Source organism: Bacillus sp. FSL M7-1345 (assembly GCF_038006985.1).
GTDB classification, from domain to species: domain Bacteria; phylum Bacillota; class Bacilli; order Bacillales; family Bacillaceae_G; genus Bacillus_A; species Bacillus_A cereus_U.
This window is the reverse complement of sequence record NZ_JBBOWG010000001.1, coordinates 1,594,204-1,609,160: the sequence shown is the minus strand read 5'-3', so window position 1 is coordinate 1,609,160 and position 14,957 is coordinate 1,594,204. Positions and strand designations below refer to the sequence as shown.

The window sequence follows — 14,957 nt, the reverse complement described above, 5'->3', positions numbered from 1 at the left end:
CTACCTTTTCAATTCAACGATTTCAACATACATTTTTCCATTCTTCGTCAAAATCTTTCCGGTTCCAATCTCTTCATTCTCAAGCATAAGACGCACCGTATTTTTCGTTGAATTTTCAAGACGATACAATGTACCTTTCGTAATATGAAGCAGATCTTCAATTTTCTTTTTTGTATTTCCGATTTCAAAATAAATTGTTAACGGAATATCATCTTGTAATTTCAATCTAGCCAACTCCCATATCATGTTCACGAAAATTCCATATTCTCTTTATATATAAATGAAATTTCTTATTTCGAAACGTCGATATTTAATATTTTTTTAATATATCCTTGCGTTTCTTTAAATGGCGGTACGCCTCCGTACTTTCTCACATTACCAGGACCAGCATTATAAGAAGCAAGCGCTAATACGAGATCACCGTTATTTTTCTTTAAATAACCGCTTAACTCTTTCACACCGCCCTCAATACTTTCAGCTGGTGAAAATGGATTTTTTATACCCATCTCTTTCACGTTTGCTGGCATAAGCTGCATAAGCCCCATCGCCCCTGCATGTGACACCGTTTTCGGATTAAAATTAGACTCTACTTCAATCATTTTTTGAATTAACGTTTTCGGAATTCCATATGTACGACTAGCGCGATCAATAATATCCTCATACTTACCTTCATTTGAAGAACGTATTTTCTGAATATTATACTTATTCGTTAATCCCCACGTATCAGCAGTCTCATTTTTCGTTTCTGGGAAACGTCGCTCAAACTCTTTTTGCGCGACTTGCACTTCATCCACTTTCTTCGTTTCAGCTTTCTCCGTCTCCTCAAGCTTACTCGTTTCCTCTACTTTTATAGGCTCTACCGGTTTATTAACAACCGTTTCTATTTTCGTAGATTGTACCGGCTGACTCATATCTTCTACTTTTGCCGTTTGCGGAGTAACCTTCGTCTCCTTCGCAGGTTCACTCTGCAATTGATCTTGAAAACGACTACTAACGAACGCCTGCGGACTACTTAACTTTTGCTGAATTTGTCCTTTTTTATATGCAAGAACTTCTTTTACTATATTTCCAACTACCATAATATCACCTTTTCGGTAAACAAAGATAATCTAATATTAGAGTTTTTTTTAAAAGTTTGCAATAATCCTTTGCAATAAAAAAATGACTACATTGTTAAACTGTTATTTTTTTATATTTATTAATTCGAATTTTAAGTTGACACCCGTTATAGCAAGGATTACAATAAATTCGAAATTGTTTTTTTTGTATATTACCGTTTTGTAATTAACAGAAAAGTCAATATAAAAAAATGGGGGTTCTTAACATGAGAATTAATACAAACATTAATAGCATGCGTACGCAAGAATACATGCGCCAAAACCAAGCGAAAATGAGCAACGCTATGGACCGTTTATCAAGCGGTAAACGTATCAACAACGCTTCTGACGATGCAGCAGGTCTTGCAATCGCAACTCGTATGCGTGCACGTGAAAGCGGATTAGGTGTTGCAGCTAATAACACACAAGATGGTATGGCATTAATCCGTACAGCTGATTCAGCAATGAACTCAGTTTCTAATATCTTACTTCGTATGCGTGATATTGCTAACCAATCTGCGAACAACACAAATACAAAAGATAACCAAGCTGCATTACAAAAAGAGTTTGGTGAATTACAAAAACAAATCGATTATATTGCTGGTAACACACAATTTAACGATAAAAGTCTTTTAGATGGATCTAACAAATCTATCAATATTCAAACTCTTGACTCTGCAGACCAATCAAAACAAATTTCAATTGACTTAAAATCAGCTACTTTAGAAGCATTAGGTATTAAAGACTTAACAGTTGGTTCAACTGAAAATGCACTTGCTAAAGCTACAATTTCAGCTTTAGATGCTAAAGACTTAGCTACTGAAGAACTTAATAAAGCTACTACAGAGCGTGATACTGCTAAAGGTGAACTTGACTCTGCTAAAAACACTGCTGAATTAGATACTAAAGCTAAAGCTTACCTTGATGCCAAAAAAGCTCTTGATGCAGATCCTACAAATAACGGACTAAAAACTGCTCTTGATACTGCTAAAAATACTATGGAAGCTGATGCTACTGCAAAAGGATTAATTGATGCATATAACACTAAACAAACTGCTCTTGATGCTAAACAAACTGTTGTAGATACTAAACAAGCTGTTGTTACAACTAGAGACATTGAATATACTAAAGCTAAAGGTAATTCTGATAACGATGTTAATGCTGCTAAATTAGTAGGCGATTATGAAGCAGCTAAAGGCGCTCTTGATCCTACTGCAAAAGAATATATTTCAGCAAAAGCAGCTTACAATGCAAATCCAAATGATGTTAAACTTAAGTCTGATTTTGAAACTGCTCAAGCCAAGTTAAATGAAACGGCTAATAAAGGTTCAAAAGATTTAGTTGAAGCTTATGAGAATGCTAAAACAGCTGCTACAGAAGAGAAGTCATTAGTAGCAGTTGCTAAGATTGACGAAGCCCTTAAAACAATCGCTGACAACCGTGCAACTCTAGGTGCTACATTAAACCGCTTAGATTTTAACGTAAACAACCTTAAGAGCCAGTCTTCTGCTATGGCTTCAGCTGCTTCTCAAATCGAAGACGCTGACATGGCAAAAGAAATGTCTGAAATGACTAAGTTCAAAATCTTGAACGAAGCTGGTATCAGCATGCTTTCTCAAGCAAACCAAACTCCACAAATGGTTTCTAAATTATTACAATAAACCATTTGAGTTAGTTTCATGAATAAACCTCTCTGCTTGCAGAGAGGTTTATTTTTTCTATATAGATAGATTAAAGGCTTTCTTTTTAGCCTGGAGAGAAGCTCCAGCCATACTTAGAGGCGGTCAGAGCTTATTTTGGCCTTGTCTCCTGTATGAAAACAAAAAGATAAAGTGAGCATAAGCCCCTTTTTCTTTTCATAACCGTTATTAGCTTTAAGACCATATATTAATTTATAAGGAATGTCCATTATGCGTATTGGTACGAATGTTTTAAGTATGAATGGCTAGACAGTCGTTGTGTGGGATGAATGTTACGATGGAGCGTTTAGTTGCATTTAATACAGTTTCACAAGCAAATCAAATTTCGCAAATGGTTTCGCAGTTACTACAATCTTAAATATATAACCTTTAAAACTGTTGAAATAACTCCATAAGAAAATAAAAAGTAGGATACATACGTGCTATGTATCCCACTTTTTATACCAACCTATCCTTTATAAATAATATCCTCCGCTAAAGAAGTAAACATCTCCCCAACGAGCGAGTCTTCGTCATATACACACGACCCTTTATTCTCTTCACGCTTCGCAAACGGTATTTGAGCAATTACTTCTGTTTGCAGTTGTTCTGCTAACATTTCACCACCGCCTTTTCCGAAGAGATAGTTTCTTGATCCGTCTTGTTCTTCGTAATATGCCATATTTTCAACGATACCTAAAATATCGTGTTTCGTATGTTTTGCCATTACTCCTACTCTAGAAGCGACAAATGAAGCTACGTTATGAGGCGTCGTGACGATAATTTCCCTCGCTTGTGGAATCATTGCAGCAACATCTATCGCAACGTCTCCTGTTCCAGGTGGTAAATCTAGAAGAAGATAGTCTAATTCTCCCCAGTGCGTGTTCGCAAGGAAGTTTTGAATCCATTTGTTTAACATCGGACCTCTCCACATTACTGGGTTATTTCCTTCTGTAAAAAATCCCATCGACATAATTTTAACACCGTGACTTACGACCGGGATTGCTGTTTGATCGATCATTGTTGGCTTTTCATTCGTTTCCATCATAGCTGGGATGCTGAACCCATATATATCTGCATCTAAAATCCCAACCTTTTTGCCCATACGTGCTAATGCAGTAGCAAGGTTAATCGTCACAGTTGATTTACCAACTCCGCCTTTTCCGCTCGTTACTGTAATAAAACGTACACCTGAATCAGGCCGAAGCATACTAGGCATGCCTGTTTCTGTTCTAGCCTCTTTCTTTAAAGATGCTGTTAATGCTGCTCTTTCTTCCGGTGTCATCGATCCGAATGTTAAAGAAACTTTTGATGCCCCAATGTTTCGAAGAGATTCTTCAATATCTTGTTGAATTTTTGCTTTTAACGGACAACCTTGTATCGTTAAAACTACTTTTAGTTGAATCTCCGTACCATCAATATTTATATTTCTAACCATGTTTAATTCCACAATACTTTTGTGTAACTCTGGATCTTCTACATGGCTTAAAGCGTTCATAATTTGTTCGTGAGTAATCATCATACACATTCCTTCCATTATAATTATTTTACCTTGTGAAAAAAGTCTCCGCTTTTCCCTCCCGTTTTTTGAACTAAATACGTTTCTTTCATAACCATCGTTTTATCAACAGCTTTACACATATCGTAAAAAGTAAGGGCGGCGATTGATACAGCAGTTAATGCTTCCATTTCTACACCTGTTTTTCCGCTGCATTTTACAGTTGCTCGTATCGTTAACTCATACCCATCACTTGTCTTTTCATAATGAAACGTAAAGTCTGTTCCTTGGATTAATATCGGGTGACACATCGGAATAATATCCGCTGTTTTTTTAGCACCGATTATGCCAGCCACTTGTGCTACTTGGAGCGGGTCTCCTTTTTTCAATCCTCCGTTTTGAGTTGCTTCAAATAGTTCATTTGATAAAGAAATTGTACTTTGTGCTACAGCTGTACGTGTTGAAATGTCTTTTTGAGAGATATCAACCATTTTAGCTCTTCCCTCTTCATTCCAGTGCGAAAATTCACTCATAATGATCCTCCTTAACGTTATGAAAGATTTGATACTTAAATGGAAAGAATTAACCTCCACTTACAGGCGGGATAAACGCTACGATATCTCCAGGTTTTACAATATCTTCGTCCGTTACAAATTCTTCATTAATTGCCACCATAACTGTATCCAGCGATTGTAAGTGATAATTATCTTCCAGCCATTTTTTCAATTGATAAACATTCATCTCTCTTTTTTCTATTATTACTAATCTCTCTGAGCCGACTTCTTCTCGTAAATTTGCGAACAATAAAATTGTAATCATTCTCTCATTCTTCTTTCTTTGGTTTTCCTTCTGGATATGGCGTATTTTCAAGTTGATCTCCAATCCACTCCGTTCCATCTTCCCAAAATTCTTTTTTCCAAATTGGAACGATTCTCTTTATACGTTCAATTGCGTATTCATTCGCTTCATATGCCACTTTACGATGCGGTGAGGATACCGCAATAACAACTGCAATATCCATTATTTCTAGTCGTCCTACTCGGTGCGTGATTGCTATTTTCGCATCCGGCCACTTTCCCTTAATTTCTTCTCCAATTTCAGTAAGCTTTTTTACTGCCATCGGTTTATATGCTTCATACTCAAGATGTAACGTTCGTTTTCCTTTCGTTAATTCCCTAACCGTTCCAATAAAAGTTGTAATGGCTCCCGCTTCTCGTCTTGCTACTTTATTCGTTACTTCTTCAACTACAATCGGATTATCGACAATTTCAAATCGTGCTTGTCCCATCAAAACCTCTCCCCACTTTTCGGAATGTCCAAGGCCATTCACTACCTTCGTTATCTTCTAATAAAAGAACATCTACAAACATCTCTTTCTTATATCCTCTCGTACCACCTAGTAATACGATAAAAATGTTTGATTCTGCTAATGAAGAAACGGAACTAGATTTATCAAATCCTGATGGATAAGCGATTAGTTGTCCTTCGTTATACTGGAGCTTACCTCGTACAAATCTTGTAAATGGATTCGGTTTTAGAAAATCTTCTCCGAGCATTGCTTTTTCTCGTTTTACATGTGGTTTTTCACTAAACATATACGTACGAATGCTAGGTTTTACGAATAATTCAAAACCTACGTAACAAGCAGATGGATTGCCTGATAATCCAAATAATAATTTTCCGTTTAATTGTGCTACAGTCGTGACGCTTCCCGGTCGCATTGCTACTTTATTAAAAAGAACTGATGCACCTAATTTTTCGTATATCGCTGGCAAATAATCGTAATCTCCTACTGAAACACCACCAGTTGTAATTAACATATCCACTTCGCTTAACGCTTTTTTCACTGCTTCGTAGCACGTATTAGAATCGTCGCTAAACTTCCCGAAGTATTTTACTCTTCCACCAGCTCTTCGAATTTGAGACGATATCATATACGTATTACTATTTCGAATTTTCCCAGGTTGTAGTTCTTCATTTACATCGAGAAGTTCACTCCCAGTCGCTAATAGTCCAATGACAGGCTTTTTCGCGACGGGCACTTCGCTATAACCGAATGTAGCAAGAAGAGCAGACATACCTGGATTAATGTAATGACCTCTTTTTGCGAGAACGGTTCCTTTCCGAACATCTTCACCTTGAAAGGATATATTGTCTCCTTCTTTAAATGAGCGTCTAACTTCCATATAGCTTTTTCCGATATTCTCATATTGACGATGACGAGTGAGTTCTAGCATGACGACCGCGTTACATCCTTTCGGAATTTGTGCCCCTGTCATAATTCGAACAGCTTGGAATGCCCCTACTTCTGTAGGAAATACGGAACCTGCTCCAATTTCACCAATTACTTCAAATACAATTGGATTCTCACGACTTGCCTGAGAAGTATCTTCTGCCCTAATAGCAAATCCATCATATGGTGAGCGGTCGAAAGAAGGCACATCGTGATCCGCTACTAAATTGTCTGCTAATGTTCGTCCATATGCTAATTCAAGTGGTACTAGCTCTTTCACACCACAATGAGCAAATTCCATCACTTTACGAACAGCCTCTTCAACTGTAATTGGCACTCTTCTTTCCATCATTACCAATCCCTTTCTATTACCCTAATAACCGATAGTATAGTTGTTTCGCTTTTTGAATTTCATTCGTTCCATGAATAAATACACGCCCATCTTGAAAAATGACGATGCGATACTCTTCTAATTGGCAAGAGAGCAAATACGGATTCCGATCAACTTTTCCGTGGTTCTTTAATACTTTTTCTAACTCGTCAAAGTTGTAATGATTATTATGCGCCGGTCTAATTTGAACTGTATTTCTTCCGCATAAAACAGCTGTCTTCGTTTGATTTTCGTATGATAAATAAGGATAAGTTCTATTTGTTCCGCACGAAGGGCAGTCTTCCGTTTTGATTTTTTCTAGTTTGATAGAATGATATTGATTACTCCATATATCAAACATTAAAAAAGTTTTTCTAATTGCTGTGTAATCTTCTACTAAAATTTTGAATGCTTCTGCCACTTGATACGCTACGACGATTTGAACAGCAGGACTAATAATTCCAACTGTGTCACACGTCGCCCCTGTAACAGGAACACTTTTCAACACACAATGTAAGCACGGTGTTTTCTTCGGAATAATTGTATAGCTCATGCCATAACTTCCGACACAAGAACCGTAAATCCATGGGATATTGTGTTTTTGTGACAGGTCATTGATTACAAATCGAATATCAAAATTATCTGTTGCATCAATAATGACATCGACACTACCTAATAAAGCTTCCATATTATCTACTCTTGCATCCATTACAAGAGCTTGAATTTGCACGTCTGAATTAATTTGTTTTAAACGATTCTGCGCTGCGATTGCTTTTGGTAACTTTTCTATCGCATCTTGTTCAGCATAAAGTTGTTGCCGCTGTAAATTACTCCATTCTACGTAATCACGATCAATAATCGTTAATTTCCCGATACCTGCACGTACGAAGCTTTCAGCACTTGCACTTCCTAATGCACCTGCCCCGACTATCAACACATGCTTATTTCTAATTTTCTCTTGTCCTTCACTCCCAATAGGGTTGAACAGCTGTTGACGTGAATATCGCTCTATCATGAGATAGCCTTCCTTTCATGTGAAAAATTTGCTTCCTATTCGATTATTTTTTCAACACATCTTTCTCGATAACACTTTGTTTCTGATAACAAGAAAAGTAAGCGAACCCAACAAAGCCAGCTCCACCAATTACATTTCCAATAAAGACAGGTACAAAGTTTTTCGCAAGGTCCATCCACGTAAGGTGTCCCGCAAAAATAACGGCTGAAATGACAAACATATTCGCTACCACTTGCTGAAATCCAATTACGACAAATGCCATAATCGGAATCCAAATTCCAACAATCTTCCCAATTAAATCGTTCGTTCCGTAAGCTAGCCATAGCGCAAGACAAACGAGCCAATTACAACCAATTGCTAAAATTAACGTTCTTCCGAAAGATTCATGTAACTTATCTTGAGCTATCGCTATCGTTTTATTTAAATACGCCCCCTCAGTAAGCCCGCCAAGATGACCGAAACAATACGCTACGAAAAGTGCACCTAAGAAGTTAGTTAAAGTGATCCAAGCCCAATTGTTTAATACATGTTTCAATGAGATTTTACGTGCATAAAGTGCCATGGACATCGACATCATATTTCCCGTAATTAATTCTCCTCCCGCTAACACAACGAGCATCAGTCCGATAGGAAAAACCGCTCCTCCTATAAAATTGACTAAACTTCCCCATTGCTCCGGTACATTACCTAGAACACGAATATTAAGTAAAAATCCTAACGAAATGAATGCTCCTCCTAAAAAACCAAGAATAAGCATTGCGGATAGCGGTTGCCTTACCTTTTGAACACCGGATTCAATCACAAGCGCAGCAATTTGTTCCGGTTTATGAAATGCCATAACCAATTCCTCCATTTTTCTCATCTAAAAAAAGCAGCACCAAAAACCCTTAACATCGTAAGGATTTTTGAATGCTGCTTAATCTCTCTGCATATCTCTTACAGAAATATCAATCATCATTTTTACTATACTCATAGAAAGTGTGCAAAACTTGCACATTTCCCACTATTTACGTTAATAAAGAGATTCTACATTCATAGTAGTTTCTCAGCCACCGATATGCGACATTTCAATTTTCGACATTGTTTTTTTATTCGTATTGCTTAATCGTTCATCTGAATAACGGTCTGAACGATTATTCCAAATGTCACGAATAACATTAGTAATCTGCTCATCTGTATATCCAGAACGAAGTAATTCTCTAAGATCGTTTCCTTTAGAAGCAAACAAACATGTATACAATTTCCCTTCTGCGGAAATACGCGCTCTTGTACATGATGAACAGAACGAATCTGTTACAGATGAAATAATTCCTATTTCTTCATCACTACCGATATAGCGATAACGTGTCGCAACTTCACCAGGATAGTTCGCTTCAATACGTTCAAGCGGTATAACTTTATGAATCATCTCTAATATTTCTTGCTTAGAAACTACTTCGCTTAATTCCCAGCCGTTAAAATTACCGACATCCATATATTCAATGAACCGGAGGATATGCTTATTCTCTTTAAAGTACTCTGCCATCTGAACGATGTCTTGTTCATTTTTCCCTTTTTGAACAACCATGTTCATTTTAATTTTCATTCCGGCTTCCGCTGCAGCCTGTATTCCTGTAAGAACCATTTTCACTTTACTTCTATTCCCATTTAAATAAGAGAATCGCTCTTCATTTAACGAGTCTAAACTAACTGTCACACGTGATAAACCCGCCTTATATAAATCAGGAGCAAATTTTTTAAGTAATGATCCATTTGTCGTTAAACCAATATCCTCTACTCCGTCAATTTCGTTTAACCGCTGTATGAGTTCAGGCAAGTCTTTTCGAAGTAAAGGCTCTCCCCCAGTAATGCGTAACTTTCTTACACCTAAAGAAACGAAAATACGTGTAATCCTTTCAATTTCATCAAAAGATAAAATTTTATCATTAGACAAAAAAGAATAATCACGACCAAATATTTCTTCTGGCATACAATATCGACAGCGAAAATTACAGCGATCAGTAACAGAAATACGTAAATCCTTTAAAGGACGATCTAATTTGTCTAATGTAACAGATTTCATGATTATTGCCTCGTTTCTACTTATTTTATATTTATAATCCGCTCTGGATGCGTATATACATTTAAAGATTTATTACGAATGAAGCCTATTGTAGTAATCCCTAACTGCTCCGCTAGCTCTAATGCTAACTCAGTTGGAGCTGATTTTGACAATATTACTTCACAGCCAATTTTCGCAACTTTCAATAGAATTTCAGAAGAGATACGTCCGCTAAAAACAATAATTTTATCACCAATAGAAATGTTGTTTTTTAAACAATAACCGTAAATTTTATCTAAAGCGTTATGTCTTCCTATATCCATCCGGCTTAAAATAATTCCATTCACATCACATAAAGCTGCATTATGAACGCCGCCTGTATGTTGAAACGTAGACGCAGATTGCTGCATATCATTCATTAACCGAAAACAATCCTCGGCAGAGATCTTCACGCGAATATCCTTCATCTCTTTCGCCATCAGCGCATCGTTTGCGAAAACAAACCCTTGCCTACTCATTCCACAGCACGAAGTAATATAACGTTTATTTTGCATGTCACGATAATAAGGATTGATTTTCGTCGTTTTTACATGGACATAGCCTTCTTTTTCTTGCACCCATATTTCATCAATATCTTCATACTTTCGGATAATGCCTTCAGAGGCTAAAAAGCCAATTACCATGTCTTCAATATACTCTGGAGTACTAACCATTGTAACAAATTCCTGGCCGTTCATTTTAATCGTAACAGGAAACTCTGTTACAATGCTGTCCTCTATATGTGTAAATTCTCCTTGTTCATAACGAAAAATTTCCCGTTCCACCTGTATCGATTTCACGATGAGCATCCTTCTCTCACGTTATATTTTTATCAAAGACAAACACCGAAACTGCAATATCTTCATCCACTTTCATATCTGAAAACAGATGAACTAATTTCGCTCCAACAAGTTCTTCTAAATGCTCACGAGAATTAACAGCATACACTTCTTGAATCATTTTCGTTCGAGCCATATGAACCATTTCCGCACCATCCATCGTTCCCGAAATAAATTTCTCAGTAGGTGTCAAATTCCCATAAAGTGTAGCAATCGCCATATTTTCAGCAAATACAGTATGAATTCGCTCCGGCCCCTTTCCGAATAAATCCTTTCGAAGCTTTCGGATCATATCATTAAATTCGTGTACCATCTTTGACATACTCTCATTCCTCCCCTGTTCATCAACACTAACTTTTCGCATATTCTTTCATCATAACTATTCTACCAAAATGACCCTTTCATCTAAACTATTCACTTAAATTGAGACGAAAAGATTCATCTTTACACATGATTTCAAATAAGTGTAAAGATGAATTACTATTATTGTTGCTTATCTATTCTTCTTTTAACCCTTTACCCATGCCTTTTAAGAAATGAAGACCAAATCCGATAGCACGATTAATATCTGGATCCTTTAGTACTTTCATAAGATCGAATACCCCAACTTTTTTATTACTTTGTAGATGCTCATTACCTTCTTCCAGTCCTACTAATAAACTACCTATAAGCTTTTTCGTAAGTTCCGGATCAAGTTCTGTTAAAGCTCCTGCAGCGCCCATCATATTATTAATTAAATTTGTAACTGGTTCACGGGTGACTTGACCTAGAACAATTTTTGCGATTGGTTCTTTCGCTTTCAGCATAGAATTTGCAGCTTCTAGCATCCCAATGTCATTCAGTTCACCTACTATATTAAACATTTGATGTAAAGCTTCTTCATTATTAGCTAGCAGTTCTTTTAAATCTTCGAGTTTTTGTTGTTTTCGTTCTTCCTCAGTTAGCTCCTGCTTTTGGATTGCTTGAATAGGTGCCGCCATATTCTTTTCTCCTCCCTAGTTATCCGTTAAATGTACGTATCCTGGACGAGCCCACTTACGATTTACCTCAATACCGTTTTGAGGATGACGCTTTTTATTACGCGGGTTCGTTTTTGGCATCGGATTTTCACCTTCTACTTGTAACACTTCCATACGCACTTTCGTTTGTTTATATGCAGGCGTATTCGTACGTTGATCGACCGCAGGACCTGTTAAGAAATTAATCGCCGTTTCATTATCTGTCGAGTTCATCGGCAAATACAGCTCATTCGCTTTTACACGATCCGTTACAAGTGCACGTAATTTAAGTGCTCCGAATGGAGAAACAAGGCGTACTAACGAACCAGTTTTCACTCCACGTTCCCTTGCTAACTCTGGAGAAACTTCAACGAAAACACCTGGTACTTTCGATTGAATACCAGTTGATTTATTCGTCATGTTCCCTTCATGGAAATGTTCAAGCATACGACCGTTATTAATGTGAAGATCGTATTCTGCTGGGAATGCAGCAGGACGTACCCAATCAGCTATCGCAAAACGAGCTTTTTTGTCCGGGAAGTTAAATCCATCTTTAAATAGAAGCGGCGTATTCGTTCCATCAAAACTTCCCCAGTGGAAACTGTTCCACCCTTCAAGCACTTCATAGTTTGCGTGTGCGAATAGTGGTGATAAGCTTGCCATTTCAGCAAAGATTTCACTTGGATGATTATAATTCCAGTTTGCGCCTAACTTATTAGCAATTGCCTGCACGATCCACCAGTCTGGTTTCGCATCTTCTAGCGTTGGAAGCACTTGATATAACCTTTGTACACGACGCTCAGTATTTGTAAAAGTACCTTCTTTCTCAAGAGATGGCGCTGCTGGTAATACTACATCAGCGTATTGAGCTGTTTTAGAAAGAAACACATCTTGAACGACAAAGAACTCAAGGCTTGATAACACTTCATGTACATGATTTGCGTTAGAGTCTACGAGAGCCATATCTTCTCCAACAAGATACATAGCTTTCATTTTACCTTCATCAATTGCGTGAAGCATTTCAATGTTATTAAGACCTGGTTTGTTATCAATTTTTACTCCGTAAGCTATTTCAAACTTTGCACGTTCTACATCGTTAGTAACGTGCTGATATCCTGGAAGCCAGCCTGGAAGTGTTCCCATATCACAAGCACCTTGTACGTTATTATGACCTCTAAGCGGGTATGCACCAGCACCTGGACGACGATAGTTTCCTGTTGCAAGTAGTAAATTTGAAATTGCAGCAGAAGTATCTGAACCACCCGTATTTTGCGTTACACCCATTCCCCAAAGAATACAAGTACCATCTGCATCACGAATCATTTCTGCCATTTTAACGAGCGTTTCTTTTGAAATGCCTGTAATCTCTTCTGCATATTCAAGCGTATATTCCGCAAGACTATCTTTGAAATCTTCAAAGAAGTTTACATTCTCGTCGATGAACTGCTGATCGTGCCAACCTTGATCAACCATATATTTCGTAACAGCCATTAACCATACTTGGTCTGTTCCTTGCTTTGGACTAATAAAGATATCTGAACGCTCTGCCATTTCAGTTTTACGAAGATCTGCAACAATTAGTTTTTGACCGTGAAGCTTATGCGCACGTTTCACACGAGTCGCTAATACTGGGTGACCTTCTGTTGGATTACAGCCGACGATAATAACAAGACCCGATTGTGCGATATCTTTAATCGTCCCTGCATCTCCGCCCATACCAATTGTACGGAACAATCCATCTGTCGCTGGTGATTGACAATAACGTGAGCAGTTATCAACGTTATTCGTTTCGAACACTTGACGCGCTAATTTTTGAATAACATAATTATCTTCATTCGTAATTTTAGAAGAAGAAATAAAGCCGATAGAATCTTTACCGTACTCTTCTTTAATAGAGCCCAATTTATTCGCCACTACATGAAGCGCTTCTTCCCAAGTTGATTCAACGAACACTCCATTTTTACGAATTAAAGGTTTCGTAAGTCGTTTTTCAGAATTAACGAAATCCCAACCGAATTTTCCTTTTACACAAGTAGAAATTGCATTAACTGGTGCCTCAGAAGTTGGTTGCACCTTTAAAATTTCGCGCCCTTTCGTCCATACTTCAAACGAACAACCTACACCACAAAACGTACAAACTGTTTTCGTCTTCTTCGTACGAGTGTCGCGCATTGCAGCTTCTACTTCTGACACAGCAAAAATACCGCTATATCCAGGTTCAACCTCTTTAATAAGATCGACCATAGGCTCAAGAATATCCGGCTTCAGCCCAGTCATAAATCCAGCTTCACCAAGCATCGATTTCTCCATTAATGCATTACAAGGACAAATTGTTACACATTGACCGCAGCTTACACATGAAGAATCGTTAATATCTACTCCTTCGTCCCAAATAACACGTGGGCGCTCTGCCTCCCAATCAATAGATAACGTTTCATTTACTTGCAAGTTTTGACATACCTCTACACATTGACCGCACGCGATACATTGATTCGGATCATAGCGATAAAATGGATGAGACATATCAACTTCACTTACATCAACTTTTGGCTCATAAGGATATTTTTGATGCTCAATTTCCATTAATTCTGCCGTATTATGCAGTTTACAATTCCCGTTATTGTTGTCACAAACCGTACAGTAAAGTAAATGATTTTCCAATAAGCGGTCCATCGCCTCATGTTGTGCTGCCTTCGCACTAGTAGAGGACAACTCGATACTCATACCTTCCGTCACTACTGTAGAACACGATCGCACTAGCTTTCCGTTAACTTCTACAATACAAGTATCACACGTTTGAATAGGATCCACTTCCGGCACATAACAAATTTGTGGATGTTCAATTCCGTTCTCATTAATGATGCCTAGTACCTTTGAACCAGGCTCAGCACTATATTCTTTGCCGTCAATTGTAATATGAACCATGCTGTCGTTCATGGTTACTCCCCCTTTTTGAGAATAAAAAAAACTCCACCACGAAAATATACGCACCACATTTTTGGCACGTTATCATCATGGTGGAGTAGTTTATTAGCACATCTTGCTAAAATACCAATCCATTTATTCATAAATAAAATGATAGATTCATAACAGGTCATATCACGATTCCATCTTTAACACTGTAATTATAGCGTTAAATCGAAAAATA

15 protein-coding genes and 1 pseudogene are annotated in these 14,957 nt (G+C 37.5%); 1 reads left to right on the top strand and 15 read right to left on the bottom strand.

Annotation, left to right across the window (positions count from 1 at the left end):
• Window positions 1-225, bottom strand: a complete 225-nt coding sequence (locus MHB76_RS08380) for a flagellar motor switch protein FliN (protein WP_000775712.1) — start codon at window positions 223-225, stop codon at window positions 1-3.
• Window positions 226-290: 65 nt separating this feature from the next.
• The gene (locus MHB76_RS08375) at window positions 291-1,079 is read right to left on the bottom strand and encodes a lytic transglycosylase domain-containing protein (RefSeq protein WP_078173073.1); all 789 of its coding nucleotides are present in this window, start codon (window positions 1,077-1,079) and stop codon (window positions 291-293) included.
• A gap of 245 nt (window positions 1,080-1,324) precedes the next feature.
• Between MHB76_RS08375 and MHB76_RS08370 the strand changes: the two genes are divergently transcribed.
• A complete protein-coding gene (locus MHB76_RS08370; protein ID WP_078173072.1) occupies window positions 1,325-2,758 on the top strand; it encodes a flagellin N-terminal helical domain-containing protein in 1,434 nt (477 codons plus the stop codon).
• A 487-nt stretch (window positions 2,759-3,245) separates the two neighbouring features.
• Here MHB76_RS08370 and MHB76_RS08365 read toward each other — a convergent pair whose 3' ends face one another.
• The 13 genes and pseudogenes from MHB76_RS08365 to MHB76_RS08305 all read right to left on the bottom strand — a co-directional run bounded on the left by MHB76_RS08365 (window position 3,246) and on the right by MHB76_RS08305 (window position 14,907).
• Window positions 3,246-4,298: a P-loop NTPase gene (locus MHB76_RS08365; protein WP_078173071.1), complete on the bottom strand. Its 1,053-nt coding sequence runs from the start codon at window positions 4,296-4,298 to the stop codon at window positions 3,246-3,248.
• A 20-nt stretch (window positions 4,299-4,318) separates the two neighbouring features.
• Window positions 4,319-4,807 carry a cyclic pyranopterin monophosphate synthase MoaC gene (moaC, locus tag MHB76_RS08360; protein ID WP_078173070.1) on the bottom strand — a complete coding sequence of 163 codons (489 nt, stop codon included), beginning with the start codon at window positions 4,805-4,807 and terminating at the stop codon, window positions 4,319-4,321.
• 49 nt (window positions 4,808-4,856) lie between these two features.
• Window positions 4,857-5,093, bottom strand: coding sequence for a molybdopterin converting factor subunit 1 (gene moaD, locus MHB76_RS08355; RefSeq protein ID WP_078173069.1), 237 nt, complete (start codon window positions 5,091-5,093; stop codon window positions 4,857-4,859).
• 4 nt (window positions 5,094-5,097) lie between these two features.
• On the bottom strand, window positions 5,098-5,562 hold the full coding sequence (locus MHB76_RS08350; RefSeq protein WP_078173068.1) for a molybdenum cofactor biosynthesis protein MoaE: 465 nt from the start codon (window positions 5,560-5,562) through the stop codon (window positions 5,098-5,100).
• Window positions 5,543-6,856, bottom strand: coding sequence for a molybdopterin molybdotransferase MoeA (locus MHB76_RS08345; RefSeq protein ID WP_078173067.1), 1,314 nt, complete (start codon window positions 6,854-6,856; stop codon window positions 5,543-5,545). Before MHB76_RS08345 ends, MHB76_RS08350 begins: the two co-directional genes overlap by 20 nt.
• A 19-nt stretch (window positions 6,857-6,875) precedes the next feature.
• Complete coding sequence (locus MHB76_RS08340; RefSeq protein WP_078173066.1) at window positions 6,876-7,892, bottom strand: molybdopterin-synthase adenylyltransferase MoeB; 1,017 nt, start codon at window positions 7,890-7,892, stop codon at window positions 6,876-6,878.
• A 43-nt stretch (window positions 7,893-7,935) separates the two neighbouring features.
• Window positions 7,936-8,730, bottom strand: coding sequence for a formate/nitrite transporter family protein (locus tag MHB76_RS08335; protein ID WP_078173065.1), 795 nt, complete (start codon window positions 8,728-8,730; stop codon window positions 7,936-7,938).
• Window positions 8,731-8,937: 207 nt separating this feature from the next.
• Window positions 8,938-9,954, bottom strand: coding sequence for a GTP 3',8-cyclase MoaA (gene moaA / locus MHB76_RS08330; protein WP_078173064.1), 1,017 nt, complete (start codon window positions 9,952-9,954; stop codon window positions 8,938-8,940).
• Window positions 9,955-9,974: 20 nt separating this feature from the next.
• Window positions 9,975-10,772: a formate dehydrogenase accessory sulfurtransferase FdhD gene (fdhD, locus tag MHB76_RS08325; protein ID WP_078173063.1), complete on the bottom strand. Its 798-nt coding sequence runs from the start codon at window positions 10,770-10,772 to the stop codon at window positions 9,975-9,977.
• A 16-nt stretch (window positions 10,773-10,788) separates the two neighbouring features.
• Entirely contained in the window at window positions 10,789-11,133 is a 345-nt protein-coding gene (locus MHB76_RS08320; protein WP_002168730.1) for a DUF2294 domain-containing protein, read from the bottom strand.
• 175 nt (window positions 11,134-11,308) lie between these two features.
• Entirely contained in the window at window positions 11,309-11,791 is a 483-nt protein-coding gene (locus tag MHB76_RS08315; protein ID WP_078173062.1) for a DUF1641 domain-containing protein, read from the bottom strand.
• 15 nt (window positions 11,792-11,806) lie between these two features.
• Window positions 11,807-14,734 (bottom strand): formate dehydrogenase subunit alpha, encoded by a 2,928-nt coding sequence (gene fdhF, locus MHB76_RS08310; protein ID WP_414429088.1) that lies wholly within the window; start codon window positions 14,732-14,734, stop codon window positions 11,807-11,809.
• A pseudogene (locus tag MHB76_RS08305) lies at window positions 14,715-14,907 on the bottom strand (hypothetical protein). The gene fdhF and the pseudogene MHB76_RS08305 overlap by 20 nt, the downstream one beginning before the upstream one ends.
• Between the last annotated feature and the right edge of the window lie 50 nt (window positions 14,908-14,957).